Source organism: Streptomyces millisiae, from assembly GCF_031845425.1.
Lineage (GTDB): Bacteria > Actinomycetota > Actinomycetes > Streptomycetales > Streptomycetaceae > Streptomyces > Streptomyces millisiae.
Map to the genome: position 1 here is coordinate 1 of NZ_JAVREM010000082.1, position 25295 is coordinate 25295.

The 25295-nt window shown below is 73.1% G+C and carries 21 protein-coding genes, 1 tRNA gene and 1 pseudogene; 10 read left to right on the top strand and 13 right to left on the bottom strand.

Annotated elements, in window-relative coordinates; all coding sequences use genetic code 11:
* Positions 1–137: 137 nt before the first annotated feature.
* The 3 genes from RNC47_RS32295 to metH all read right to left on the bottom strand — a co-directional run bounded on the left by RNC47_RS32295 (position 138) and on the right by metH (position 6227).
* Positions 138–1730, bottom strand: coding sequence for an ABC transporter substrate-binding protein (locus RNC47_RS32295; RefSeq protein WP_311603969.1), 1593 nt, complete (start codon positions 1728–1730; stop codon positions 138–140).
* Between the two features lie 79 nt (positions 1731–1809).
* Positions 1810–2574 carry an HAD family hydrolase gene (locus tag RNC47_RS32300; protein WP_311603970.1) on the bottom strand — a complete coding sequence of 255 codons (765 nt, stop codon included), beginning with the start codon at positions 2572–2574 and terminating at the stop codon, positions 1810–1812.
* A gap of 128 nt (positions 2575–2702) precedes the next feature.
* On the bottom strand, positions 2703–6227 hold the full coding sequence (gene metH, locus RNC47_RS32305) for a methionine synthase (protein ID WP_311603972.1): 3525 nt from the start codon (positions 6225–6227) through the stop codon (positions 2703–2705).
* Between the two features lie 245 nt (positions 6228–6472).
* Here metH and RNC47_RS32310 point away from each other — a divergent pair, with 245 nt between their 5' ends.
* The 5 genes from RNC47_RS32310 to RNC47_RS32330 all read left to right on the top strand — a co-directional run bounded on the left by RNC47_RS32310 (position 6473) and on the right by RNC47_RS32330 (position 12576).
* On the top strand, positions 6473–7249 hold the full coding sequence (locus tag RNC47_RS32310) for an IclR family transcriptional regulator (RefSeq protein ID WP_311603974.1): 777 nt from the start codon (positions 6473–6475) through the stop codon (positions 7247–7249).
* Positions 7250–7397: 148 nt separating this feature from the next.
* Complete coding sequence (locus RNC47_RS32315; protein WP_311603975.1) at positions 7398–8210, top strand: MIP/aquaporin family protein; 813 nt, start codon at positions 7398–7400, stop codon at positions 8208–8210.
* Between the two features lie 69 nt (positions 8211–8279).
* Entirely contained in the window at positions 8280–9818 is a 1539-nt protein-coding gene (gene glpK, locus RNC47_RS32320; protein ID WP_311603976.1) for a glycerol kinase GlpK, read from the top strand.
* A gap of 5 nt (positions 9819–9823) precedes the next feature.
* Complete coding sequence (locus RNC47_RS32325; protein WP_311603977.1) at positions 9824–11443, top strand: glycerol-3-phosphate dehydrogenase/oxidase; 1620 nt, start codon at positions 9824–9826, stop codon at positions 11441–11443.
* 152 nt (positions 11444–11595) lie between these two features.
* Positions 11596–12576 carry a PAC2 family protein gene (locus RNC47_RS32330; protein WP_311603978.1) on the top strand — a complete coding sequence of 327 codons (981 nt, stop codon included), beginning with the start codon at positions 11596–11598 and terminating at the stop codon, positions 12574–12576.
* A gap of 65 nt (positions 12577–12641) precedes the next feature.
* Here RNC47_RS32330 and mshC read toward each other — a convergent pair whose 3' ends face one another.
* The 5 genes from mshC to RNC47_RS32355 all read right to left on the bottom strand — a co-directional run bounded on the left by mshC (position 12642) and on the right by RNC47_RS32355 (position 17304).
* Positions 12642–13871 (bottom strand): cysteine--1-D-myo-inosityl 2-amino-2-deoxy-alpha-D-glucopyranoside ligase, encoded by a 1230-nt coding sequence (gene mshC, locus RNC47_RS32335; RefSeq protein ID WP_311603979.1) that lies wholly within the window; start codon positions 13869–13871, stop codon positions 12642–12644.
* An 89-nt stretch (positions 13872–13960) separates the two neighbouring features.
* Positions 13961–14866 carry an SCO1664 family protein gene (locus RNC47_RS32340; RefSeq protein WP_311603981.1) on the bottom strand — a complete coding sequence of 302 codons (906 nt, stop codon included), beginning with the start codon at positions 14864–14866 and terminating at the stop codon, positions 13961–13963.
* Entirely contained in the window at positions 14827–15420 is a 594-nt protein-coding gene (locus RNC47_RS32345; protein WP_132930941.1) for a DUF3090 domain-containing protein, read from the bottom strand. Before RNC47_RS32345 ends, RNC47_RS32340 begins: the two co-directional genes overlap by 40 nt.
* An 86-nt stretch (positions 15421–15506) precedes the next feature.
* Entirely contained in the window at positions 15507–16199 is a 693-nt protein-coding gene (locus tag RNC47_RS32350; RefSeq protein ID WP_311603987.1) for an MSMEG_4193 family putative phosphomutase, read from the bottom strand.
* A 55-nt stretch (positions 16200–16254) separates the two neighbouring features.
* Positions 16255–17304, bottom strand: coding sequence for an LLM class F420-dependent oxidoreductase (locus RNC47_RS32355; protein WP_311603989.1), 1050 nt, complete (start codon positions 17302–17304; stop codon positions 16255–16257).
* A gap of 81 nt (positions 17305–17385) precedes the next feature.
* Here RNC47_RS32355 and RNC47_RS32360 point away from each other — a divergent pair, with 81 nt between their 5' ends.
* Together RNC47_RS32360 and RNC47_RS32365 are read left to right on the top strand one after the other, a co-directional pair.
* Entirely contained in the window at positions 17386–18372 is a 987-nt protein-coding gene (locus tag RNC47_RS32360) for an aldo/keto reductase (RefSeq protein WP_311603991.1), read from the top strand.
* Positions 18369–20315: a helix-hairpin-helix domain-containing protein gene (locus RNC47_RS32365; protein ID WP_311603993.1), complete on the top strand. Its 1947-nt coding sequence runs from the start codon at positions 18369–18371 to the stop codon at positions 20313–20315. Before RNC47_RS32360 ends, RNC47_RS32365 begins: the two co-directional genes overlap by 4 nt.
* 9 nt (positions 20316–20324) lie before the next feature.
* On the opposite strand, the gene RNC47_RS32370 is transcribed toward RNC47_RS32365, so the two are convergent.
* Positions 20325–20987 (bottom strand): hypothetical protein, encoded by a 663-nt coding sequence (locus RNC47_RS32370; RefSeq protein WP_311603995.1) that lies wholly within the window; start codon positions 20985–20987, stop codon positions 20325–20327.
* Positions 20988–21034: 47 nt separating this feature from the next.
* Here RNC47_RS32370 and RNC47_RS32375 point away from each other — a divergent pair, with 47 nt between their 5' ends.
* Complete coding sequence (locus RNC47_RS32375; protein WP_132816844.1) at positions 21035–21223, top strand: DUF5703 family protein; 189 nt, start codon at positions 21035–21037, stop codon at positions 21221–21223.
* A 97-nt stretch (positions 21224–21320) separates the two neighbouring features.
* Here the strand turns inward: RNC47_RS32375 and RNC47_RS32380 are convergent, their stop codons facing one another.
* The 3 genes from RNC47_RS32380 to RNC47_RS32390 form a co-directional block, all read right to left on the bottom strand.
* Positions 21321–22085, bottom strand: a complete 765-nt coding sequence (locus RNC47_RS32380) for a chaplin (protein WP_311603998.1) — start codon at positions 22083–22085, stop codon at positions 21321–21323.
* A 147-nt stretch (positions 22086–22232) separates the two neighbouring features.
* Entirely contained in the window at positions 22233–22469 is a 237-nt protein-coding gene (locus RNC47_RS32385) for a chaplin (RefSeq protein WP_311604000.1), read from the bottom strand.
* Positions 22470–22600: 131 nt separating this feature from the next.
* Positions 22601–23971, bottom strand: a complete 1371-nt coding sequence (locus RNC47_RS32390) for a M20/M25/M40 family metallo-hydrolase (RefSeq protein ID WP_311604002.1) — start codon at positions 23969–23971, stop codon at positions 22601–22603.
* A 130-nt stretch (positions 23972–24101) separates the two neighbouring features.
* On the opposite strand from RNC47_RS32390, the gene RNC47_RS32395 reads away from it, so the two are divergent.
* Positions 24102–24186: transfer RNA gene (locus RNC47_RS32395), tRNA-Leu, on the top strand.
* Between the two features lie 100 nt (positions 24187–24286).
* Here the strand turns inward: RNC47_RS32395 and RNC47_RS32400 are convergent.
* A complete protein-coding gene (locus RNC47_RS32400) occupies positions 24287–24448 on the bottom strand; it encodes a hypothetical protein (RefSeq protein ID WP_311604004.1) in 162 nt (53 codons plus the stop codon).
* An 11-nt stretch (positions 24449–24459) separates the two neighbouring features.
* Here RNC47_RS32400 and RNC47_RS32405 point away from each other — a divergent pair.
* A pseudogene (locus RNC47_RS32405) lies at positions 24460–25171 on the top strand (IS5 family transposase); the annotation flags it as partial.
* Between the last annotated feature and the right edge of the window lie 124 nt (positions 25172–25295).

The window sequence follows — 25295 nt, forward strand, 5'->3', positions numbered from 1 at the left end:
ATCGTCATCGATCTTCACGTACAGTGCCGTGATGAGGGTGTTCAGGTCGGTCGACACAACCGGATCTTGAACACCCTCACCTCGTTCATGCACCCCACCAGCCGTTAGGACTTACTCATCTAGGCCCTGGCCGGCCGTCAGCGGGTCGTGCCGATCTCCCAGAAGCGGAAGACGGTGGAGGCGTCGAGGGACCACTGGAGCCCGCTGACGTCCTCGCCGGCGACGGCGTACTGCCTGCCCTGCCAGATCGGGATCAGGGGCAGGTCCTCGGCGACGATGTCCTGGATCTCGCCGAAGTCGGCGACCGTCTCGGCGCGGTCCGGCTGGCGCTCGGTGCGGGGGATCAGCTCCCCTGTGATCCGGTCGTTGCGGTAGCCGCCGCCCAGCACGCCGTCGGGGCCGAAGAAGGGCTCGGTGAAGTTGTCGGGGTCCGGGTAGTCGGGCACCCAGCCGCGCACGTAGGCGCCGTAGTCGCCGTCGGCCACGCCGCGCGCGAACGCGTCGGCGTCGACGCTGCGGACGGTGGCGTCGAACAGCCCGCTGGCGTCGAGTTGGGCGGCGATGTGTTCGAAGGCGGCCTCGGTGTCGGGGCCGAAGCGCGCCGGGGTGACCCACAGGGTGAGTTCGACGGGCTCGGTGATGCCCTCGGCCCGCAGCGCGGCCTCGGCCCGCGCGCGGTCGGGCTCGTCGCCGTAGGTGTCGTAGAACGCGGTGTTGTGGCCGGTGATCCCGGCGGGGACGACCGAGTAGAGCGGTTCGACGGTGCGCCGGTAGACGTCCCTGGCCAGGGCGGTGCGGTCGAGCAGCCAGGCGACGGCCCGCCGGACCCCGGGGCGGCCGGCGACCGGGTCGTCGACGTTGAAGACGAGGTACTGGGCCTCGGCGCTCGAGCCGTCGACGACCTTGACCCCCTCGCCGCGGCCGGAACGGGCTGCCGCGTCGAGCTCGGCGGTGTCGCTGGCGCTCAGCCCGCGGTAGGCGACGTCGACGCCGCCGTCGGTGACGGCCTCGCGCAGGGCGCGCTGGTCGCCGTCGAAGAAGCGCAGGGTCACCCCGGAGTTCCGGTGCTCGGCCGGACCGCGGTAGTCGGGGTTGACGGCGAACACGGCCTCGGCCGCGTCGACGCTCTCCAGGGTGTAGGCGCCGGAGCCGCTCGCCCGGCCGTCGGTGCGCAGCTCGTCGGCCGGGTACTCGCGGTGGTTGACGATGGAGCCGGCTCCGGAGGCGATCCTCTGCGGGAAGGTCGCGTCCGGCCGGTTGAGGTGGAAGGTGACCGTGTGCTCGTCGGGGGTGTCGATGCGGTCTATGGAGCCGAGCAGCACGGCGGGGCCGCTCGGGTCGTCGATGCGCAGCGTGCGCTCGAAGGAGAACCTGACGTCCTCGGAGGTGAGCTCGTCGCCGTTGCTGAAGGTGAGGTCGTCGCGGAGGGTGCAGGTGAAGCGGCGGCTGGCCCGGTCGGTGAAGCCACACTGCTCGGCGGCCTCGGGCTGGGGCTCGACGCCGCCCGGCGGGAAGCTGAGCAGCGACTGGAAGACGTTGTTGAAGACCAGCCAGGAGCCCGGGTCGTAACCGGCGGCGGGGTCGGTGGCCGGCACGGCGTCGGTCATGCCGACCACGATCGGTTCGCCGCCGCCGGGGCCGTCCTCGCCGCCCGCCAGGCAGCCGCCGAGCAGGCCGGTAACGGCGACCGCGACCAGCGGGAGTGCCGGCCGGGAAACGCGCCTACTCACCGGTGCCGTCCTCGTCCTGGTCTGCTCACGGATCGACCCTAACGTCAGGGCCGGGGCGGATGGCCGGTGGTGAGGAAGCTCACGGGCCGACCGGGGACGGCTCGGGCCCGAGGTCGATCGCGCCGGCCGGGCCGAGCGGGGTGGTCGCGACGGGGGCGGGGAGGCCGCGCAGGAAGGCCAGGTCGACCTGTTCGAGGGAGGCGATCACGGTGCGCCCCGCGGCGGGCGGGATCGGGGCCACGGAGGGCACCGCGACCACCCGGCAGCCGGCGGCCTCGGCGGAGGCCACGCCGGTGGCGGTGTCCTCGATGGCGACGCACCTGGCGGGGTCGGCGCCGAGCCGGGCGGCGGCGGTCAGGTAGGGGTCGGGGTGCGGCTTGGTGCGGGACAGCTCGTCGCCGGCGACCGTGAGGGTGAAGTGCTCGGCGCCGAGCGAGCGCAGCATCCGGTCGATGACGGTGCGGTGCGAGGCCGAGACCAGCGCGGTGGGGACGCGGTGCGCGGACAGTTCGAGCAGCAGCCGGCGGGCGCCCGGCATCAGCGGCACGCCCCGGTCGAGGCGGCGCAGGAACGCCGCGTTGAGCAGGTCGCGGACCTCGTCCAGGGTGATGTCGGCGCCGGTGACCTCGATCAGGTAGCCGGCGCTGCGGGTCATGGGGCCGCCGACCACGACCTGGCGGTGTTCGTCGGCCAGGACGTGCCCGAGGTCGGCGAACACCTCGACCTCGGCGTCCCACCAGAAGCCCTCGGTGTCGACCAGGGTGCCGTCCATGTCGAGCAGGACGGCCTGCGGGGTCGGGCCGAGGGACAGCCGGGCGTCGACGACCTGGTAGGAAGACGTCATCCGCACACCTCCACGGGGGCAGGAAGGCCGGCCGCCTGCGCGAGACGACCGGCCTGTTCCGGACCGATCAGTTTACTTTGCCGGTGAAAATCCGACGAGTGCCTGCCGGTCCAGTACGCCCGATCGGGTTAGCGTGCGTTGAAATAGTTGGCTTCCGGGTGGTGAAGGATGATCGCGTCCGTGGACTGCTCCGGGTCGAGCTGGAACTCCTCGGACAGGGTGACGCCGATCCGCTCCGAGTCCAGGAGCTGGGCGATCTTGGCCCGGTCCGCGAGGTCGGGACAGGCCGGGTAGCCCAGGGAGTAGCGGCAGCCCTGGTACTCGGTGCGGAACATGCCGTCGAGCTCGGCCGGGTCGCCCCCCGCGATGCCGAGCTCGGCGCGGACCCGGGCGTGCCAGTACTCGGCCAGGGCCTCGGCGAGCTGCACGGAGAGGCCGTGGAGCTCCAGGTAGTCGCGGTAGGAGTCGGCGGCGAACAGCTCGGCGGTGGCCTGGCTGACCCGGGGACCGATGGTGACGGTCTGCAGGGCCACCACGTCCGTCTCGCCGGACTCGGCCGGTCGGAAGAAGTCGGCCAGGCAGAGGTGGCGGCCGCGACGCTGGCGGGGGAAGGAGAAGCGGGTGCGCTCCTTGCCGTCCTCGTCGAGGATGACCAGGTCGTCGCCCTCGGCGTGGCAGGGGAAGTACCCGTAGACCACGGCGGCCTCGAGCAGGCTGTCGGTGTGCAGTCGGTCCAGCCAGCCGCGCAGCCTGGGCCGGCCCTCGGTCTCCACGAGTTCGGCGTGGTCGGGGCCGCCGTCCCTGGCGGCCTTGAGGCCCCACTGCCCCTTGAACAGCGCGCCCTCGTCGAGCCAGGCCGCGTAGTCCTTGAGCGGGATGCCCTTGACGACCCGGGTGCCGAGGAAGGGCGCGGTCGGGATCGGCACGTCGGTGGCGGTGGCCGAGCGGCGCGGCGTCGACTCGGCCCCGGTCTCCACGACCTCGGCCCGGGGGCGGGCCGCCACCCGCCGCTTCTTCAGCTCGGGCAGGGTGGCGCCCGGCACGCCGCGCTTGACGGCGACCAGGGCGTCCATCAGCCGCAGGCCCTCGAAGGCGTCCCTGGCGTAGCGGACCTCGCCCTCGTAGATCTCGTGCAGGTCCTGCTCGACGTAGGCGCGGGTCAGGGCGGCGCCGCCGAGGATCACCGGGTAGTCGGTGGCCATGCCGCGCCGGTTCAGCTCCTCCAGGTTCTCCTTCATGATCACCGTGGACTTCACCAGCAGCCCCGACATCCCGATGACGTCGGCCCGGTGCTCGGCGGCCGCGTCGAGGATGGCGCCGACGGGCTGCTTGATGCCGAGGTTGACGACGGTGTAGCCGTTGTTGGTGAGGATGATGTCGACGAGGTTCTTGCCGATGTCGTGGACGTCGCCGCGCACGGTGGCCAGCACGATGGTGCCCTTCCCGGCGTCCCCCGTCTTCTCCATGTGGGGTTCGAGGTGGGCGACCGCCTGCTTCATCACCTCGGCGGACTGGAGCACGAACGGCAGCTGCATCTGGCCCGAGCCGAACAGTTCGCCGACGACCTTCATGCCGGCGAGCAGCGTGTCGTTGACGATCTCCAGGGCCGGGCGCTGGGCCAGCGCCTCGTCCAGGTCGGCCTCCAGGCCGTTGCGCTCGCCGTCGATGATGCGGCGCTTGAGCCGCTCCTCGAGCGGCAGGGCGAGGAGTTCCTGGGTCTTGCCGGCCCGCATGGACTTGGCGTCCACGCCCTCGAAGAGCTGCAGGAAGCGCTGGAGGGGGTCGTAGCCCTCGCGCCGCCGGTCGTAGATCAGGTCGAGGGCGACCTCGACGTGCTCGGGCTCGATCCTGGCGATGGGCAGGATCTTGGCGGCGTGCACGATGGCCGAGTCGAGACCGGCCTTGACGCACTCGTCGAGGAAGACGGAGTTCAGCACGAGCCGGGCGGCCGGGTTGAGGCCGAAGGAGATGTTGGACAGGCCAAGGGTGGTCTGCACGCGGGGATGGCGCCGCTTGAGCTCCCTGATGGCCTCGATGGTGTTCACGCCGTCCTTGCGGGACTCCTCCTGTCCGGTGCAGATGGTGAAGGTGAGGCAGTCGATGATGATGTCGTGCTCGGCCACGCCCCAGTTGCCGGTGAGGTCGGCGATCAGCCGCTCGGCCACGGCCACCTTGTGCTCGGGGGTGCGCGCCTGGCCGGTCTCGTCGATGGTGAGGGCCATCAGCGCGGCGCCGTGCTCGACGGCGAGGGCGGTCACGGTCGCGAACCGGGAGTCGGGTCCGTCGCCGTCCTCGTAGTTGACGGAGTTGATGACCGCGCGGCCGCCGAGCTTCTCCAGGCCGGCCCGGATCACGGCGGGCTCGGTGGAGTCCAGCACGATCGGCAGGGTGGAGGCGGTGGCCAGCCGGCCGGCGAGCTCGCTCATGTCGGCCACGCCGTCCCGGCCGACGTAGTCCACGCACAGGTCGAGCAGGTGGGCGCCCTCGCGGATCTGCTCGCGGGCCAGCTCCACGCAGTCGTCCCAGCGGCCGTCGAGCATGGCCTCGCGGAACTTCTTGGAGCCGTTGGCGTTGGTGCGCTCGCCGATCGCCAGGTAGGAGGCGTCCTGCTGGAACGGCACGGTCTGGTAGAGCGACGCGGCGCCCGGCTCGGGGCTCGGGTCGCGCGGCGGGGGCGTGAGCCGCCCGACGCGCTCGACCACCTGCCGCAGGTGCTCGGGCGTGGTGCCACAGCAGCCGCCGACCAGGGAGAGGCCGAACTCGGCGATGAAGGACTCGTGCGCGTCGGCCAGCTCGCCCGGTGAGAGCGGGTAGTGGGCGCCGTCCTTGCCGAGCACGGGCAGCCCGGCGTTGGGCATGCAGGAGATCGGGATGCCGGCGTGCCGGGCCAGGTAGCGCAGGTGCTCGCTCATCTCGGCGGGACCGGTGGCGCAGTTGAGGCCGATCACGTCGATGCCGAGGGGCTCGAGCGCGGTGAGCGCGGCGCCGATCTCGGAGCCGAGCAGCATGGTTCCCGTGGTCTCGACGGTCACCTGCACCATCAGCGGCAGCGTGGCGCCGGTGGCGGTCAGCGCGCGGCGGGCGCCGAGCACGGCGGCCTTGGTGCCGAGCAGGTCCTGCGAGGTCTCGACGAGCAGCGCGTCGGCGCCGCCCTCGACGAGGCCCTCCGCGTTGCGCTGGTAGGCGTCCCTGAGGGCCGCGAAGGTGGTGTGGCCCAGGGTGGGGAGCTTGGTGCCGGGCCCCATGGAGCCGAGCACCCAGCGCGGGCGGCCGTCGGCGGCGGCGAACTCGTCGGCGACGGCACGGGCGACCGCGGCGCCGGCCGTGGAGAGCTCGCCGATCCGGTCGGCGATCTCGTACTCGCCGAGCGCGCTCAGGTTGGCGCCGAAGGTGTTGGTCTCGACGCAGTCGACGCCGGCCTCGAAGTAGGCGCGGTGGACGTTGCCCACGATGTCGGGGCGGGTGACGTTGAGGACCTCGTTGCACCCCTCGAGCTGCTGGAAGTCCTCCAGGGTGGGGTCCTGCGCCTGGAGCATGGTGCCCATGCCGCCGTCGGCGACCACGACCCGGGAGGCGAGGGCCTCGCGGAGGGCGGCAACCCGCTCGGGCTGGGGGACGGTGGAGGGACTGGACGCGGCACTGGACAAGGCCATGGGGAGGCTCCCGGGGATGCGACGGCTGTCGGCTATGCGCCCGGCGGCGAGGCGTTGCCCTCGGGGCGGGCGCACCTGGTCAGGGTAACGGTTGGGGCCGTCCGGGCGGGGAGCCCTTCCGATCGGTGGACGGTCTTACACTCATTTCTCGGCGCCGGGGGTATCGACATGACCCGCTCTCGTTCGACAATGCCGAACGACGCCCGGCACGGGGCGGACGGTGCGAGAAGCAGGGAGGCGACCTCATGGCGCGGACCATCCAGTCGCTCGAACGCGCGGCGGCCGTGCTGCGCCTGCTGGCCGGCGGCGAGCGCCGCCTGGGCCTGTCGGACATCGCCTCCGCCATAGGGCTGGCCAAGGCAACCACGCACGGGCTGCTGCGCACCCTGCAGCAGGAGGGCTTCGTCGAGCAGGACCCGACCTCGGGGAAGTACCAGCTCGGCGCCGAGCTGCTGCGGCTCGGCAACAGCTATCTGGACGTGCACGAGCTGCGCGCCCGCGCCCTGGTCTGGACCGACGACCTGGCGCGGGCCAGCGGCGAGGCGGCGTACCTCGGGGTGCTGCACCAGCGGGGCGTGCTCGTGGTGCACCACGTCTTCCGGCCGGACGACAGCCGGCAGGTGCTGGAGGTCGGCGCCATGCAGCCGCTGCACAGCACCGCGCTCGGCAAGGTGCTCGCGGCCTTCGACCCCGTCGCGCACAACGAGGTGATGGAGGGCGACTTCGCGGCCATCACGGAGCGCACGGTGACCGACCCCGCGGCGTTCGAGGAGAACCTGGAGCTGGTGCGCTCCCGGGGCTGGGCCAGCGACGTGGGCGAGACCTGGGACGGGGTGGCCTCCATCGCCGCGCCCATCCTGGACCGGCGGCGGATGCCGGTGGGGGCCGTGGGAATCACCGGGGCCGTGGAGCGTATGCGGTCCGGCGCCGCGGGGCAGGAGGACCTGGACCCACGCCTCGTGGCCGCCGTGCGGGACTGCGCGCGCTCCGTGTCGCGCGACCTCGGAGCCGGCCGCTTCTAGGACAATCCAGACACCCTTGGGTTATCTGCCGCACAACCTCTTGACGGCGGCGCCCCCGGGGAGAAAACTGCCGTTCGATGGTCGACATTGTCGAACGGTGGACGGTCGTCGGCCAGGAACCCCTGGACGAAGGACAAAGGAGTCACGGGTGTCCAGCTCCGACATCTTCTTCGGCGAGGTCATCGGCACCGCCACACTGATCCTGCTCGGCACCGGCGTCGTCGCCGGCGTCGTCCTCAAGAAATCGAAGGCGTTCGACGCCGGCTGGCTCGCCATCACCTTCGGCTGGGGCATCGGCGTGCTCTCAGGCGTCTACGTGTCGACCCAGCTCTCCGGCGCGCACCTGAACCCGGCCGTCACGCTCGGCATCGCCATCGACTCCGGCGTGTGGCGCAACTTCGGCACCTACATCGCCGGCCAGATGGTCGGCGCCATGCTGGGCGCCTTCCTCACCTGGCTCGCCTACTACGGCCACTTCAAGGCGCACCTCAGCGACCACGAGATCGTCAGCGGCTCCCGCACGCCCGGCGCCAGGGCGTTCGACGAGACGCGCGAGGTCGAGGAGCGGCGCGACGCGGCCGCCGGGCAGCCGGGACCGGTGCTCGGGATCTTCTCCACGGCCCCGGAGATCCGCAACACCGTGCAGAACCTGGCCACCGAGATCATCGGCACCATGGTCCTGGTCCTGCTGGTGCTCGGCATCGGCCTCAACGACGGGCTCACGGTCTCCGGCACCGGCGGCCTGATGGTCGCGCTCGTCGTCGTCGGCATCGGCCTCTCCCTCGGCGGGCCCACCGGCTACGCCATCAACCCGGCCCGCGACCTGGGGCCCCGCATCGTCCACCAGTTGCTGCCGCTGCCCAACAAGGGCAGCTCCGACTGGAGCTACGCGTGGATCCCGGTGGTCGGCCCGCTGGCCGGCGGCGCGGCGGCGGCCGGCATCCACACCGCACTCTTCTGATCCGCCCCAGCCGCCACTCCCCCGCCCGACCGCCGAACCGCCGAACCCGCCGTCACCAGGAGCCGCCGTATGTCGGAAACCCACGAGCCCGCCGACGCCCCGCGCGAGTACATCGCCGCCATCGACCAGGGCACCACCTCGAGCCGCTGCATCGTCTTCGACCGCGACGGCCGGATCGTCTCGGTCGACCAGAAGGAGCACGAGCAGATCTTCCCCAAGCCCGGCTGGGTGGAGCACGACGCCGCCGAGATCTGGACCAACGTCCAGGAGGTGGTGGCCGGCGCCCTGGAGAAGGCCGGCATCACCCGCGAGCACGTCAAGGCCATCGGCATCACCAACCAGCGCGAGACCACGCTGCTGTGGGACAAGGCCACGGGCGAGCCGGTGCACAACGCCATCGTCTGGCAGGACACCCGCACCGACGCCCTCTGTCGCGAGCTGGGCCGCAACGTCGGCCAGGACCGCTTCCGCCGGGAGACCGGGCTCCCCCTCGCCTCCTACTTCGCCGGCCCCAAGATCCGCTGGCTGCTGGACAACGTCCCGGGCCTGCGGGAGCGCGCCGACCGCGGCGAGCTGCTCTTCGGGACCATGGACTCCTGGGTCATCTGGAACCTGACCGGCGGGCCCGAGGGCGGCGTGCACGTCACCGACGTCACCAACGCCTCCCGCACCCTGCTGATGAACCTGCGCACCCTCGACTGGGACCAGCGGATCGTCAGCTCCATCGGCGTGCCGCCCTCGGTGCTCCCCGAGATCCGCTCCTCGGCCGAGGTGTACGGCACGGCCAAGGGCGGCGTGCTGGACGGCGTGCCGGTCGCCTCGGCGCTCGGCGACCAGCAGGCGGCGCTCTTCGGCCAGACCTGCTTCGGCGTCGGCGAGGGCAAGTCCACCTACGGCACCGGAACGTTCCTGCTGATGAACACCGGCACCGAGGCCATCAACTCCTACGCCGGCCTGATCACCACCGTCGGCTACCGGATCGGCGAGCAGGCCCCGGTCTACGCGCTCGAGGGCTCCATCGCCATCACCGGCGCGCTGGTGCAGTGGATGCGCGACCAGATGGGCCTCATCAACAGCGCCGCCGAGATCGAGACCCTCGCCCGCTCCGTCGAGGACAACGGCGGCGCCTACTTCGTGCCCGCCTTCTCCGGGCTCTTCGCCCCCTACTGGCGCTCCGACGCCCGGGGCGTCATCTCCGGGCTCACCCGCTACGTCACCAAGGCGCACATCGCCAGGGCCGTGCTGGAGGCCACCGCCTGGCAGACCCGCGAGATCGTCGACGCCATGAAGAAGGACTCCGGCATGGAGCTCACCACCCTCAAGGTGGACGGCGGGATGACCTCCAACAACCTGCTGATGCAGAACATCTCGGACTTCCTCGACGTTCCCGTGGTGCGCCCGATGGTCTCCGAGACCACCTGCCTGGGCGCCGCCTACGCCGCGGGGCTCGCGGTGGGCTTCTGGACCGACATCGAGGACCTGCGCCACAACTGGCGCCGGGCCGCCGAGTGGACCCCGCAGATGGACGCGGCCGAGCGCGACCGCGAGTACAAGTTCTGGCTCAAGGCCGTGCAGCGGACCATGGGCTGGCTGGACGAGGAGAACTGACGATCATGAACACCCCGCAGCCGACCGCAGGAACCCCCACCACCACGGGTCCCGTCGGGATAGCGGCGGCCGACCGGCGGGCCGAGACCCGCGACCGGCTCGCCACGGCGACCTGGGACCTGCTGGTCGTCGGCGGCGGCATCCTGGGCACCTCGGTGGCCTGGCACGCCGCGCAGTCCGGGCTGCGGGTGGCGATGGTGGACGCCGGCGACTTCGCCGGCGCCACCTCGTCCGCCTCCTCCAAGCTGGTGCACGGCGGCCTGCGCTACCTGCAGACCGGCGCCGTCCGGCTGGTGGCCGAGAACCACCACGAGCGCCGGGTGCTCGCCCGGGACGTCGCCCCGCACCTGGTCAACCCGCTCACCTTCCACCTGCCCGTCTACAAGGGCGGGCCGCACGGCGCGGCCAAGCTGGGCGCCGGCGTCTTCGCCTACTCCGCGCTCTCCGCCTTCGGCGACGGCGTCGGCCGCGTCATCTCCCCCGCCCGGGCCGCGGCCCTCAACCCCGCCCTGCGCACCGAGAACCTGCGCGCCGTCGCGGTCTACGGCGACCACCAGATGAACGACTCCCGGATGGCCGTGATGACGGTCCGGGCCGCCGTCCAGTCCGGGGCGGCCGTCCTCAACCACGCCGAGGTCGTCGGGCTGCGCTTCACCCACGGCCGGGTCACCGGGGCCGAGCTGCGCGACCGGCTCAGCGGCGACGAGTTCGGCGTCGACGCCCGCCTGGTCCTCAACGCGACCGGGCCCTGGATCGACCACCTGCGGCGGCTCGAGGACCCGGGCGCGGCCCCCAGCATCCGGCTCTCCAAGGGCGCCCACCTGGTGCTGCGGCGCACCAGCCCGTGGCGGACCGCGCTGGCCACCCCGGTCGACAAGTACCGCATCACCTTCGCGCTGCCGTGGGAGGACCAGCTGCTGCTCGGCACCACGGACGAGCCGTACGAGGGCGACCCGGCCGAGGTGCGGCCCACCGAGGCCGACATCCGGCAGATCCTGGACGAGGCCGCGTTCTCCGTCCGCGACGAGCAGCTCGACCGCTCGCTGCTCACCTACGCGTTCGCCGGCCTCCGGGTGCTCCCCGGCGGTCCGGGCGGGGTGGAGGCGGCCCGACGCGAGACGGTGGTCACCGAGGGCCGCGGCGGCATGCTGTCGGTGGCCGGCGGCAAGTGGACCACCTACCGGCACATCGGCCGGATGGTGCTGCGCAAGCTCGCCACCCAGCACACGGTGCCGCTCGCCGAGGACATGGAGCCCGTCTCCGACCTGGTGCGCCGGGTGCCGCTGCCCGGTGTCGCCAACCCGAACGCGGTCGCGCACCGGCTGCTCGTGGACCCCGAACCCGGCGCCCGGATGGATCCGCTGACGGCCCGCCAACTCGCGACCCACTACGGCTCGCTGGCCTTCGAGATCGCCCGCCTGGTGCGCGCGGACCCGGCGCTCGGCGAGCGCGTCCACCCGGACGGGCCGGAGATCTGGGCCCAGGTCGTCTACGCCCGCGACCACGAGTGGGCCGAGACCGTGGAGGACGTGGTCCGCCGCCGCACCACCCTCACCATCCGCGGCCTCGACACCCCCGAGGTGCGCGCCAGGGTGGCCGACCTGCTCGGCCTGCCCGCCGCCTGACGGAGCCGCCGAACCCCACGGCCCCGCTGACCCGCGCACATGCGTACGAGGACTCCGGTCTGGGCACGGTCACGCCGTAGGCTGGGGCCGCACGCAACACATACGGCAGCCGGGCCGGGCCTTCCTCCCGCCCGGCCGGGAGGAGGCGCTGGGTGATCGAGCTCGAAGGGGTTCCCGAGCTGGTCGACCCGGTCATGGTGGCCGCGTTCGAGGGCTGGAACGATGCGGGTGACGCCGCCTCCGCAGCGGTCGCTCATCTGGAGCGGGAGTGGAAGGCGGAGGTGTTCGCGGCGCTCGACGCCGAGGACTACTACGACTTCCAGGTCAATCGGCCGCACATCTGGCTCGACGGCGGGGTGCGCCGCGTCACCTGGCCGACCACCCGGCTTTCGGTGGTCAGGATCGGCTCGGAGAACGGCCCGGTGAAGCGTCGTGACCTGGTGTTGGTGCGCGGCATCGAGCCCAGCATGCGCTGGCGTTCGTTCTGCAACGAGATCCTGGGCTTCGCGCACGAACTCGGCGTGGAGATGGTCGTGGTGCTCGGCGCGCTGCTCGGCGACACCCCGCACACCCGGCCGGTGCCGGTCACCAGCGTGACCTCGGACGAGGACCTGGCGGTCCGGCTCGACCTGGAGGAGTCCCGCTACGAGGGCCCCACCGGCATCGTCGGCATCCTGCAGGAGGCGTGCACCCACGCCGGCGTGCCCGCGGTGACGCTCTGGGCCGCCGTTCCGCACTATGTGGCGCAGCCGCCCAACCCGAAGGCGTCGTTGGCGCTGCTGCACTCGCTGGAGGACCTGCTGGGGGTGGGGATCCCGCTGGGCGACCTGCCGGAGGACGCCAGGGCCTGGCAGATCGGCGTCGACCAGCTGGCCGCCGAGGACAGCGAGGTCGCCGAGTACGTCAAGTCGCTGGAGGAGGCCAGGGACACGGCGGAGCTGCCGGAGGCCTCGGGCGAGGCGATCGCCAAGGAGTTCGAGCGCTATCTCAGGCGCCGGGACGGCCAGGCCCCGCCCGGGGATCCCGGTTCGTACCTGCGCGATCCCGGCAGCGGCCGGACCAGGCCACGGCGCCGGCCGTCCGAGGGCGAGCAGGGGCCGCAGGAGCCGGGGCCCCAGGACAACGAGGACTGAGCCTCCGCCGCGAACGACCGAGCCCCGTCCGGGACCGAACACGGTCCGGGACGGGGCTCGGGCCGTCAGAGGGCCACGCCGAGCAACGCGTCGACCGCCCGCGTCACCACGCCGGGGCCGCCGGCCTCGGCGCCCGCGCCCCGCTCCTGGGCCTCGGCCCAGCGGTCGACCGCGGCGAGCGCCGTCGGCGCGTCCAGGTCGTCCGCCAGGGCCGCGCGCACCTCCTCGACCAGTCCTTCGGCCGGCGGTCCGTCCGGCCGGGAGACCGCGGCCCGCCAGCGGGCCAGGCGCGCCACGGCGGCGTCGAGCACCGCGTCCGTCCACTCCCAGTCGGCCCGGTAGTGGTGGGCCAGCAGGGCGAGGCGGATGGCGGCGGGGTCGACGCCGGCCCGGCGCAGCTGGGAGACGAGCACCAGGTTGCCCCGGGACTTGGACATCTTCTCGCCCTGGTAGCCGACCATCCCGGCGTGCGCGTAGGCGGCGGCGAAGGGGTGCTCGCCGGTGAGCACCTGGGCGTGCGAGGCGCCCATCTCGTGGTGCGGGAAGGCGAGGTCCGAGCCGCCGCCCTGGATGTCGAAGCCCATGCCGAGGTGTTCGAGGGCGATGGCCACGCACTCGATGTGCCAGCCGGGTCGCCCGGGGCCGAGCGTGCCGCCGTCCCAGGAGGGCTCCCCGGGGCGGGCCGCGCGCCACAGCAACGGGTCGAGCGGGTTCTTCTTGCCCGGCCGCTCCGGGTCGCCGCCGCGCTCGGCGGACAGGGCGCGCATGGTGTCCTGGGTGAGGTGGGCCACCTCACCGAAGCGCGGGTCGGTGTCGACGGAGAAGTAGACGTCGCCCTCCACGTCGTAGGCGGCGCCCTTGGCGCGCAGCCGCTCGACCAGCGGCACGATGGCCGGTATGGACTCCACGGCCCCCACGTAGTGGCGCGGCGGCAGCATCCGCAGGGCTGTCATGTCCTCGCGGAACAGGGTGGTCTCGCGCTCCGCGAGCGCGGTCCAGTCCTCGCCGGTGGCGGCGGCGCGCTCCAGCAGCGGGTCGTCGACGTCGGTCACGTTCTGGACGTAGTGCACCTGGCGCTTGGTGTCGAGCCACACCCGCTGGACGAGGTCGAAGGCGGTGTAGGTGGCGGCGTGGCCCATGTGGGTGGCGTCGTAGGGGGTGATGCCGCAGACGTAGAGCCGGGCGACGGGGCCGGGAGTCAGCGTCACCCGGGCGCCGGCGGCGGTGTCGTGAATCGTGAGATCACGCCCCTGACCGGGCAGAACGGGGACTTTGGAAGCAGGCCAGGCATACATGCCCCGAGCCTAACCGCCTGCCCCGGCGCGGCACGACAGGGCGGTGGCCGGTCGGGGCCGCCAGGGCCGTCGGCGTCGGCCCTGGCGGGTCAGATCAGCGGCCAGGGAATGGCGGGCCACTCGCCGCCGGGCAGCGGGTGTCGCCCGGAGCTCAGCAGCGCGGCCGTCCTGTCGCGCAGCGCCCGGCACTCGGCCTCGGTGAGCAACGTCAGCAGCCGGGCGAACAGCGGCCGGTCGTCCGCGAGTTCGGCCTGGAGGCCGCGCAGCGCCGTCAGCACGGCCGTGGGCAGCGGCTCACCGGCCCACCCCCAGAGCAGGGTGCGCAGTTTGTCCTCGGTGTGGAAGGTGACGCCGTGGTCGATGCCGTAGAGCCGGCCGTCGGGCAGCGGCAGCAGGTGGCCGCCCTTGCGGTCGCCGTTGTTGATGACGGCGTCCAGGGCGGCTATCCGGCGCAGCCGCTCGTCGTCCGCGTGGACCAGCAGGGCGGTGCGGCCCTCCCCCACCTCGGCGCGGCCGACCGCCTTCCAGCCCGGCTCCGGCTGCTCCGCCTCGACCAGCGCCAGCAGCGACAACGGCCCCTCGCCGTCCTCGTCCCCCTCCTGCTCCTCCTCGGAGACGGCCTCGGGGTCGGCGTCGGGATCGGCGTCGTCCGCCTCGTCGGGCGCGGGGCCGACCCACAGCTGGCACATCCCGGTGCCGAGCGGCCCCTCGCGCAGCACCGTGGGCGGCACCGCGTCCCAGCCGAGGGCGCGACAGACCTCGTAGGCGGCGACCTCGCGCTGGGCGAGGGTGCCGTCCGGGAAGTCCCACAGCGGGCGCTCGCCGGCGACCGGCTTGTAGACGCAGGGCACCCGCCGGCCGGCCAGCTCGGCGGTGGCGTAGAGCACCGCGTTGGAGGCGTCGGGGATGCGCCCGTGGATCGTCAGCTCGCCGTGCTCGAGCGCCTCGTCGACGGTCACGCCCGGGTGCGGCGGTATCCGTTCTGGCGCGGACATACGTGTCCCTCCGGGTCGAGCGGCAGACTGCACAGCGGGCACGGCGGGCGGCCGGCGTTGACGACCTCGAGGGCGCGCTTGGCGAAGGCGCGGGCCATGGTGCCGCTGAGCCTGACCCGCAGCATCGGCGGACCGTTCTCGTCGTCGCGCAGCAACCGCTCCTCGGCCTCGGCGAACTCCTCCTCGGAGTCGGCGTCGAGCTCGACCAGCGCCTGGGCCTCGACGATCATGCGCTCGCTCTCGCTGTCCCAGGCGAGCGCCATGGTGCCGACGCGGAACTCCTCCTCCACCGGGCTCTCCAGCGGGGCCGTGTCGGCGAGTTCGGACGGGGCGACGGCCGGCACCGACGTGTTGCCGCCCGAGCGCCGCACGACCTCGTCGAGCAGCTCGTCGATGCGCTCGGCCAAGGCCTCGACCTGGGCCTTCTCCAGGGCGACGCTGGTGGTGCGGCCGGCCGCCGAGGCCTGCAGGAAGAAGGTACGGCGGCCAGGCAGCCCGACGGTCCCGGCGACGAAGCGGTCGGGAGGGTCGTAGAGGAACACCTGACGGGACACGCACTGCTCCGGGGGTCGACGTGGTTACGACACTGGCACCCTACTGCGCTCGGCGATCAAGCTGCCCGGCGCACGCCTCACACGCCCTACGCGCCACCGCCCACCGGGGACCTGGTGGCCTCGGCGGTGTCCCGCGCGGCGGCCTCCGTGTCGGGGACGAACTCGGCCAGGTCGCCCGTGTCCCCGAAGCGCAGCAGCAGGGGCTGCTCGCCGTACCTCAGGGCGCTGACGGACGCGGGATGCGGCACCAGCCGCTGGAAGAGGTCGAGGTGGAGGCCGAGGGCGTCGGCCACGATCGCCTTGATGTTGTCGCCATGGGTGCACATCAGCCAGACGGCGTCGGGACCGTGCTCGGCGGCGATCCTGGCGTCCCACTCACGGGTCGCGGCCACCACCCTGGCCGACACGGCGCGCAGCGACTCGCCGCCGGGGAAGACGGCGGCGGACGGCTGCCGCCGGACCGTGGCCATCAGCGGCTCCTCGGCGAGCTCGGCCAGCCTGCGGTTGGTCCACTCGCCGTAGTCGCACTCGACGACCCGCTCCTCGGCGAACGCCGGAAGGCCCGGGCGGTCGGCGAGGAGCGGGGCCACGGTCTCGGCACAGCGCTGGAGCGGGCTGTGCACGACGGCGGCCAGCGGGACGCCGGCGAGCCTGGCCGGGAGCGCGGCGGCCTGGGCCGAGCCGTAGTCGTCCAGGCCGACACCGGGCGCTCGGCCGGCGAGCAGGCCGGCCGAGTTGGCGGTGGTGCGCCCGTGGCGCAGGAGCAGCAGGGTGGGCATGGTCTCAGGGTAGGTCAGTGGTCGGACGGCGGTACGCCGCGCCGACGCCTACCGGTCAGCCGAGGCCGGCCCGGTCCAGGGCCTCGGCGGCGGCCCGCAGCCCGGCGAGGCGCTGGTCCAGGGTGGCGCCGCCGGGGAAGACGGAGAGGGTGGTGACGCCGGCCTCGGCGTAGCGCGTCATCCGGTCGGCGAGACGGTCGACCTGGCCGAGCAGCGCCGTGTCGTCGATGAGTCGCATCGGCACGGCGGCCTCGGCGGCGGCGCGGTCGCCGGACAGGTAGTGCTTCTGGATCTCGGCGGCCTCCTCCTCGTAGCCCATGCGCTGGGCGAGCCTGTTGTAGAAGTTCTGCCGGCGGCTGCCCATGCCGCCCACGTAGAGGGCGGTGTACGGCCGGAACTGGTCGGCGAGCGCCTCCAGGTCGTCGCCCACGGCCAGCGGCACGGAGGGCACGACGTCGAAGCCGTCGAGCGTCTGGCCGGCCCGTTCGCGCCCGGCCCGCAGGTGGCTGATGGTGGTCTGCTCGGCGTGTGCGGGCGAGAAGAAGAGCACCAACGCGCCGTCGGCGATCTCGCCGGTCTGTTCGAGGTTCTTCGGGCCGACGGCCGCGACGTAGATCGGGATCCGCTCCCGGGCCGGGTGCACGGTGAGCTTGAGGGGCTTGCCGGGACCGTCGGGCAGCGGCAACGTCCAGTGGTCGCCCTGGTGTTCCAGGCGCTCCCGGGCCAGCACCTTGCGCACGATCTCGACGTACTCCCGGGTCCTGGCCAGCGGGTGGTCGAACCTGACCCCGTACCAGCCCTCCGAGACCTGGGGCCCCGAGACGCCGAGGCCCAGCCGGAAGCGGCCGCCGGAGAGCGTGTCGAGGGTGGCGGCGGTCATGGCGGTCATGGCCGGCGCCCGGCCCGGGATCTGGAAGATGGCGGAGCCCACGTCGATGCGCTCCGTGTGCGCGGCCACCCAGCTGAGCACCGTGGCGGCGTCGGAGCCGTAGGCCTCGGCGGCCCAGCAGACCGCGTAGCCGAGCCGGTCGGCCTCGCGGACGACGGACAGGTTGTCGGCGTCCATCCCGGCTCCCCAGTAGCCGAGGTTCAATCCCAACCTCATCCCCACTCCTCACACTCCGTACCGGCGAGTAACTACCCGTCCCGCCGACTGTAACGGGGGCCACAAGTACGCTCAACACCCATGGATCACAGGCACCTGGGCCACACCGGCCTGCGCGTCTCCCGGCTCGGGCTCGGCACCCTCACATGGACGAGGGACATCGGCGAGCAGGACGCCTCCGACCTGCTGAAGACCTTCTGGGAGGCGGGCGGCACCCTGGTGGACACCGCCGACGTCTACGCGGACGGCGGCGCCGAGTACCTCCTCGGCCGGCTCGTCGGCTCCCTGGTGCCGCGCGAGGACCTGGTCATCGCCACCAAGGCGGGCAGCGTGCCCGACCCCTACCGCAGGTTCGACGGCTCCCGCGGGCACCTGCTGGCCGCGCTCGACGCCTCGCTGGAGCGACTCGGCACCGACCACGTCGACCTCTGGCAGCTGCACGCCTACGACCCGGTCACGCCGCTCGAGGAGACCCTGCAGGCGCTGGACATCGCGGTGACCAGCGGCCGGGCGCGCTACGTGGGGGTCTCCGACTTCTGCGGCTGGCAGCTCGCCAAGGCCGCCACCTGGCAACTGGGTGCGCCGGGGGCGCGCGTGAGGCTGGCGAGCACCCAGATGGAGTACTCGCTGCTGCAGCGTGGGGTGGAGCGCGAGGTGCTTCCCGCGGCGCTCGATCTCGGGCTCGCGCTGCTGCCGTCCTCTCCCCTGGGCCGCGGGGTACTCACCGGCAAGTACCGGCAGGGGGCGGTGCCGGCGGACTCACGGGGCGCGTCCGACCAGCTCGCGCCCTTCGTCGCGCCCTACCTGGACGAGGCGGCCGGTCGGATCGTGGACGCGGTCTCGATAGCCGCCGACGGGCTGGCCGTCACCCCGCTGCAGGTGGCGCTCGCCTGGGTGCGGGACCGGCCAGGCGTGGGCGCGCCGATCGTCGGCGCGCGCACCGCGCGGCAGCTCAGCGAGGCGTTGTCAGTGGAGGACCTTAGCCTTCCTCAGGAGATCCGCCAGGCGTTGGACGACGTCTCGGCGCCTGAGCACCGCTACCCCGACCACGACTGGAGCTCGCTGTGACCGCACCGAACGACCCCCAGGAGCCGCGCCCGGCGGACGCGGCGCCCCCCGCGGCGGACTCCGTCGCAGCGCGGCTGCGGGAGGCCGTGCGGGCGGTGGAGAGCGGCGAGCGCCCGGCCGACTCGTTCTTCACCCGGCCCCAGCCCCCGCCGCGGCCGCGCCCCGCGCCGGGCCCCGCACCCGTGCGGGGCCCCGCCGCGGAGCGCGATCCGGCTCCCGTGCCGGTGCCGGCCGGGCTGCCCGCGCTGCTCGCGGCCGGCGGCGCCCCTGAGGCGCTCGCCGGGCGGGTCGCGGCGGCACTCGGCGAGGGCGCGGAGCGGGAGTTGGGGGACGACCCGTGGCGGCTGCTCGCGGTCGAGGGCGTGCGCCCCGAGCAGGCGGACGGCTTCGCCAGGGCGCTGCTCGGCGCCGACCTCGCCCCCGGGGACGAGCGGCGGACGCGTGCGCTGACCGGCTGGCTGCTGGAGCGGGCGGCCCTGGCCGGCCACACCGCGCTGCCGATGGCCGTGGTCGCCGAGCGGCTCGCCGGGCACGGCGTGCCGGACCCGGAGGCCGCGGTCAGGGACGCGGTGGAGGCCGGCGCCGTGCTGGTCTTCCAGGACCGCGAGGACGTCCCGGCGGCGGCTGGCGGCGAGGGCGAGGGCGAGGAGGCGCCGGTCCGGGTGCTGCTCGGCCTCGACCGCTGCGCGCTGGCCGAGGAGAGCCTGGCCGACGGCCTCGCCCGGCTGCGCGGCACCTTCGCGGGGCCGGGCGAGGCCGACTGGGCGGCGGCCGCCGCGGCCGCGCCGTCCGCCTCGGCCGGCGAGCTGATCCGGGCGGTGGCCGGCGCGGCGCTGGTCGCCCACACCGGTGGTGAGGCCGCGCGGGCCGAGCCGGCCGCGCTGGTCGCGGCGTCCCTCGGGCTGGGGCTGCGGGCCTGCGCCGCCTCGCACACCCCGGACGGGCGGGGGCGTCTTGCCGCGCTGCTGCCCGAGGGCGCCGGGGCCGCGGTCACGGTGGCCGGGCTGCTCTCCGGGGCCGAGGGGCCCGAGCGGGACGCGGAGGGCCTGCTCCCGCTCGACCTGCTGGTGGTGCTCGACGCCGGCCAGCTGACCGCCGAGTCGGCGGCCTCGCTGGTGGAGTCGCTGCCGGACGGCGCCCGTCTGGTGCTCAGCGGCGACCCGGCGCTGCTCGGCCCGGCCGGCCCGGGCCGGGTGCTCGGCGACGTGCTGGCGGCCGGCGGCTGCCCGCACGTCAGGTCCAGGACGCCCGACCCCGGCCCGGTGGGCGAGTTGGTCTCGGGCATCGGGGTCGGCGAGCTCCTCCAGGTGGCGGCGCCGGCCAACGAGGTGGTGATCGTGCCGGTGCGTGATCCGGGCGAGGCCGTGCACCGCACCGTCCAGTTGGTGACCGACTCCATCCCTCGCGCCTTCGGCCTGGCCGCCGGTGAGGCGCAGGTGATCACCCCGGGACACGGGGGCCCCGCCGGCACCAGGGCGCTGAACGCCGCGCTGAAGGAGCGGCTCAACCCCGGCCCGGGCCGGTTCGACGGCTTCGATCCGGGCGACCGGGTGGCGCACTCGCCGGCGCCCGGGCGGCTGCGGCTGGCCACCGTCGTCGAGGCGGACGCCACCGGTCTGTGGCTGGAGGGGGCGGACGGCAGGTTCCTGGTGCCCAGGCACCACCTCGCCGACACGCTCAGGCACGGCTGGGCGGTCACGGCACACCAGGCGGCCGGCACCCGCTGGCCGGCGGTCGTGGTGGTGCTCCCGGGGGACGCGGCGGGGGCCGTCGACCGGGCCTGGGTGTACACCGCCTTCAGCCGCGGCACCGCCCACCTGTCGGTCGTGCAGGGCCTCGGGCCCGCGCTGGCCGGCGCGGTGGCCGCGCCCGCACCCGCCCCGCCGACGACGCGCCTGCGCGCGCTGCTGCGCGAGCAGGCGGCCCAGGTCCCGGCCGGCTAGCGGCTCGCGTCAGCCCACGTTGTCCAGGTCGTCCTCTTCGAACGCTTCGCTGATATCGAAGCGGCAGACGACCCGCTCCGGGTCCACGGCGTCGAAGGGGGCGGCCAGCCACTCCCCCGGCTCCGCCGGCTCGTCACTCACGGTGACCCAGAGCGTGGCGTCCCCCTCCTCGAGGCCGAACTCCTTGTGCCGGGAGGCCAGCTCGTCCGGGTCGAACTCCCCGAAGAGCACACCGAGCGCCGGCTGGAGCCCGCGCGCGGGACCGTCCTCCGCGTCGGCGTCGGCGAGCGTGAGGTCGCCGGCCTCCGGGTCGAGGTCGGCGATCCGCTTGGCCTGGGCCAGCAGCCGCTTGGGTTCCACCACCGTGTAGTCCCTGCGGATGAAGACGCTCAGGGCCTCCGGCTCATCGGGGCCGGCGTAGGGGGCCCCGCCCTCCGTCTCCGGCACCTCGAACGGGGTGACCTCGTCGTAGACGTCGTACAGCAGCTCGTCATACACCTCGCCCGCGGCGGCGAGCTCGTTGAACGCGGCGAACACCGCGGCGTCCGCCTCGGCCGCCCCGGGCGCCGCGGCGCGGCGTTCGACGGCGGCGAGATGCCGGTCGATCGCCGCCTTGAGGGCGTCGGCGGCGGCGCGAACTTGGGCAGCGGTGGGCTGCACAGCATCAGACATGGTGCAGACGGTATCGGCAACCGGGGCTTGCCCGCACAATAGATTCGATGCCGGAATACGAGTTTCGCGATGTGTATGTTCCGCGGGGGGTCTCCCGTGCCGCCGCCACGCGCCTGCTGACCGAACACGCCGAGTACGGTCACTGGGAGCTGGCCCAACTCCGCCTGTACCCCGACGGCAGCCGCCAGGTGCGGCTGCGCCGGCGGATCATCCGCCAACTCCGCGCCACCTGGTAAGTCGCCCTGCCGACCCCGTGCCCACAAACGAGGAGTGGGTGCCGTGCCCGGCACGGGGCCCACTCCCTGGTGCTCGCCGGCCCCTGAGGGCCGACGGTCAGCCCTTGCTGCCCACCCGGGCCCGCCGGTAGAGCACCGAACCGCCGACCAGCAGCCCGCCGCCGACCGCCAGCACGGCGCCGAGCGGCAGCTCGCTGCCGGTCTCCGCCAGCTCGCCGTCCGTCGGCTCCGCGGCCTCCTCCTCGGCCGGGGCCTCGGCGACCGAGCCCGCGGGCCGCGGCCCCGACTCGTCCTCGGGGTCGCCCGCCACCGGATCGTGCCCCTCGGGCGCCTCGGGCTCCGGCTCCGGGTCCCCGGGACGCTCGGGACCCGGCCGCTCCGGCTCCTCGGGACCGCGCGGCCGCTCGGGGCCGCCGCCCTGCTCGCACTCGTTGCCGAAGACCGGGTTGAGCACGCCGACCACGTCCACGCTGTTGCCACAGGCCTGGACCGGCACGTCAACCGGGACCTCGACGTTGTTGCCCGAGCCGACGCCCGGCGAGTCGACCGCCACCGCCCCGGCCTCCGCCCCGTCGTCGCCCTGCTGAGCGCCGTGGCCGCCGTGGCCGGCGTGCGAACCGCCCTCGGACACGCACCCGTTGCCGAACGCCGGGTTGAGCACGCCGACCACGTTGATCGTGTTGCCACAGACCTGGATCGGCGCGTTGACCGGAACCTGGACGTTGTTGCCGGACAGGACACCCGGCGAGCCGACGGCCGCTCCCGCGGCGTCGGAGTCCGCGAACGCGGTGCCGCCCGAGATCGCGAAGACCCCGCCGGCGGCCACCACGGTGAGCAGGCCCTTCCTCGTGACCTGACGCATCTGTAACTTCCCCTGCCTCGTCGTGAGATGGGCCGCGGGGTGGGGGGATGAGGGCACCCACGGCCGAAGTGCGACCGGGCGGCCCCGGCGTGCTGGGCACGCTTTCAGGAACCGCCCGACCGAGCCCTCAAAGGGTGGGGCGAAGCGTCACTTGATGGCGCAGAAGTTGCCGAAGGCCGGGTTCAGGAGGGCAATGATGTCAATCGTGTTGCCACAGACCTGAATCGGCAGGTTGATCGGCACCTGAATGTTGTTCCCGGAGATCACGCCGGGGGAGCCGAGCGCCGCGGCGGCCGCGTCGGCGTCGGCCGCCGTGGCGACCCCCGCACCCGCAAGCGCAAGGCCGCTGGCGGCGGCCGCCGTGGCGACAACCTTCTTGATCATTATTTCCTCCTCGTTGACAACGCGGCCCCTGCCGGGCACCGCACAGGTTGTAACGAGGTCCCCCGATCATGGGCACTCAGCCTCGAGATCTTTCACCCACTCGGATGAGTTTCGTACTCGCGTCCGCCCCGTCAGCACTGGTCCAGGAAACGGTCGAGCACCCGGGCGCCGAACTTCAGCCCGTCGACCGGCACCCGCTCGTCCACCCCGTGGAACATCCCCGCGAAGTCCAGCTCCGGGGGCAGCTTCAGTGGCGCGAAGCCGAAGCAGCGGATGCCCAGGTCGTCGAACGACTTGGCGTCGGTGCCACCGGACAGCATGTACGGCACGGCCCGCGCGACGGGGTCCTCGGCCACCAGCGCGGACTGCATCGCCTCGACCAGGGCACCGTCGAAGCTGGTCTCCACCGCCTTGTCCGAGTGCACGTCCTCGCGCCGCACCCGCGGCCCGAGGATGCGGTCGACGTCCGCGAGGAACTCCTCCTCGAAGCCCGGCAGGAACCGGCCGTCCACGTGCGCCGTCGCCTGCCCCGGGATGACGTTGACCTTGTACCCCGCGCCCAGTTGGGTCGGCGCGGCCGTGTTCTGCAGCGTGGCGCCGATGATCTTGGCGATGCCGCCGAGCTTGGCCAGCGTCTCGTCCATGTTCTCCGGGTCGAGCTCGGTGCCCAGGGCGTCCGACAGCTCGTCGAGGAAGGAGCGCACGGTCTTGGTCACCCGCACCGGGAACTTGTGCCGGCCAAGTCGCGCCACCGCCTCGCACAGCTCGGTGATGGCGTTGTCGTCGTTGGTCATGGAACCGTGGCCCGCGGTGCCGTCGACCGTGAGCCGCATCCAGTGCATGCCCTTCTCGGCCGTCTCGATCAGGTAGAGCCGCAGGTTCTCGTTGACGGTGAACGAGAAGCCGCCGACCTCGCTGATCGCCTCGGTGACGCCCTCGAACAGCCCCCGGTGGTTGTCGACCAGGTACCGCGCGCCGTGCACGCCGCCGGCCTCCTCGTCGGCCAGGAAGGCCACCACCACGTCGCGCGGCGGCTTGCGGCCGGAGCGCATCCGGTCGCGCACCACGGCCAGCGTCATGGCGTCCATGTCCTTCATGTCGACGGCGCCGCGACCCCAGACGCAGCCGTCCGCGATCTCGCCGGAGAACGGGTGGTGCGTCCAGTCAGCCGCGTTGGCCGGCACCACGTCGGTGTGGCCGTGGATGAGCAGCGCGGGCCGGGACGGGTCCTCCCCCTCGATCCGCGCCACCGTCGAGGCGCGGCCGGGGTGCGACTCGAAGATCTGCGGCTCCAGGCCGACCTCGGCCAGCTGCTCGGCCACGTACTCGGCCGCCGCCCGCTCGCCGGGGCCCGAGTGGTCCCCGTAGTTACTGGTGTCGATCCGGATCAGGTCGCGGCAGATGCCGACGACCTCGTCCTCAGCACGCTGTCCGCCTCCGGCACGGCCCGGGGTGGGGGTCGACTGGCTCACACTGCCTCCTCCTGCGATGGGTCTCCCCATCCTCCCCCCACCCCGCGACCAGCCCAAGGCCGGCCACCCTCCGAAGCCCGTGGAGATCAACGACCCCCTGGACTTTGCTATGGTTTCCCTTGTCGCCGGGCACACCAGAACTCCGGCCGACACACACCCTGTCCGGGTGGCGGAATGGCAGACGCGCTAGCTTGAGGTGCTAGTGCCCGTTTAAGGGCGTGGGGGTTCAAGTCCCCCCTCGGACACTCATAAGAACCCCAGTTGACCTGGGGTTTTTCTGTTTCTCAGGGCTCTCAGAGGCCCCGCGTGAACAACCGTGTGAACAACGGAAGTGATCTTGCTCGCTCAGGCGACCGTGGACAACCCGATCCGGTCGGCGCTGGCGGTGGCCAGCCTCTTCGCGGCGTCGGCCCGGCGTCGGCCGTAGGCCCGCAGGGTGTAGCCCGGATTGTGATGGCGAGCGTTCGCCGCGACCTCGACGGGATTGCCCCCCGGCGTCCAGGTCATTGTTGATCTTGCTGGCCCGGGAGTCGTGGAGCCGGAACAGCTCCGGCAGGCCACGACGGCGGCGGATCGTTCCGGACGGCTTGTGGGAGATCGCACGGGACTTGCTGCCGTCTTCGCGGGTGCGTCCGCAGGGCGGCGGGACTCAGAACGCGCCTGATGAGGCGGTGTTCGCGGCCATCGTCTATGTGCTGACCAGTGGATGCGCCTGGCGGCATCTGCCGCCCTGCTTCGGGATATCGAAGTCCACCGCGCACCGTCGGTTCCTGATCTGGTCTCGGGCTGGGGTGTGGGGCCGTCTGCACCGGGCGGTGCTCGACGAACTCGCCGCCGCTGGGCTTCTCGACCTCTCTCGGCTGGTGCTCGACTCCGCTCACGTGAGGGCCAAAAAAAGGGGGTGAACACACAGGTCCAAGCCCCATGGACCGGGGTAAGCCCAGTTCCAAGATGCACATCCTGTCCGACCGCACCGGGCTGCCTGTCGTGGTTGCTGTCTCAGGTGGCAACGTCCACGACAGCGAGGGCCTGAAGCCCCTCCTCGCCGGTCTCCAATCGAGACACGATCCCGAACGCGGCCGGCACTACCGGCCCGGCAAGGTGCACGCCGACAAAGCCTACGACCGTCCTGACCTGCGTAGATGGCTTCGCGGTAAGCGCATCGCCGTCCGGATCGCCCGCAAGGGAGTGGAGTCCAGCCAGCGACTGGGCCGACACCGGTGGGTGCTGAGGTTGAACTCGCGATAGCGGGTGGGGTGGTCAAGGCGGCTCGATGATCAGGCCGGTCTCGACGAGGCAGCCGTCGAGCAGGTGCGGGCGGTACTGGATCTTCTTCAGCTTGCGCTTCATGACG

Bases quoted from the DNA above. Each gene is read 5' to 3' on its own strand.
- RNC47_RS32300 (WP_311603970.1), bottom strand. From the start codon at position 2,574: ATGACGTCTTCCTACCAGGTCGTCGACGCCCGGCTGTCCCTCGGCCCG.
- RNC47_RS32380 (WP_311603998.1), bottom strand. From the start codon at position 22,085: ATGCGTCAGGTCACGAGGAAGGGCCTGCTCACCGTGGTGGCCGCCGGC.
- RNC47_RS32310 (WP_311603974.1), top strand. From the start codon at position 6,473: ATGGCGCGGACCATCCAGTCGCTCGAACGCGCGGCGGCCGTGCTGCGC.
- glpK (WP_311603976.1), top strand. From the start codon at position 8,280: ATGTCGGAAACCCACGAGCCCGCCGACGCCCCGCGCGAGTACATCGCC.
- RNC47_RS32400 (WP_311604004.1), bottom strand. From the start codon at position 24,448: ATGACCTGGACGCCGGGGGGCAATCCCGTCGAGGTCGCGGCGAACGCT.
- RNC47_RS32360 (WP_311603991.1), top strand. From the start codon at position 17,386: ATGGATCACAGGCACCTGGGCCACACCGGCCTGCGCGTCTCCCGGCTC.
- mshC (WP_311603979.1), bottom strand. From the start codon at position 13,871: ATGTATGCCTGGCCTGCTTCCAAAGTCCCCGTTCTGCCCGGTCAGGGG.
- RNC47_RS32385 (WP_311604000.1), bottom strand. From the start codon at position 22,469: ATGATCAAGAAGGTTGTCGCCACGGCGGCCGCCGCCAGCGGCCTTGCG.
- RNC47_RS32355 (WP_311603989.1), bottom strand. From the start codon at position 17,304: ATGAGGTTGGGATTGAACCTCGGCTACTGGGGAGCCGGGATGGACGCC.
- RNC47_RS32350 (WP_311603987.1), bottom strand. From the start codon at position 16,199: ATGCCCACCCTGCTGCTCCTGCGCCACGGGCGCACCACCGCCAACTCG.
- metH (WP_311603972.1), bottom strand. From the start codon at position 6,227: ATGGCCTTGTCCAGTGCCGCGTCCAGTCCCTCCACCGTCCCCCAGCCC.
- RNC47_RS32325 (WP_311603977.1), top strand. From the start codon at position 9,824: ATGAACACCCCGCAGCCGACCGCAGGAACCCCCACCACCACGGGTCCC.
- RNC47_RS32390 (WP_311604002.1), bottom strand. From the start codon at position 23,971: ATGGGGAGACCCATCGCAGGAGGAGGCAGTGTGAGCCAGTCGACCCCC.
- RNC47_RS32370 (WP_311603995.1), bottom strand. From the start codon at position 20,987: ATGTCTGATGCTGTGCAGCCCACCGCTGCCCAAGTTCGCGCCGCCGCC.
- RNC47_RS32375 (WP_132816844.1), top strand. From the start codon at position 21,035: ATGCCGGAATACGAGTTTCGCGATGTGTATGTTCCGCGGGGGGTCTCC.
- RNC47_RS32340 (WP_311603981.1), bottom strand. From the start codon at position 14,866: ATGTCCGCGCCAGAACGGATACCGCCGCACCCGGGCGTGACCGTCGAC.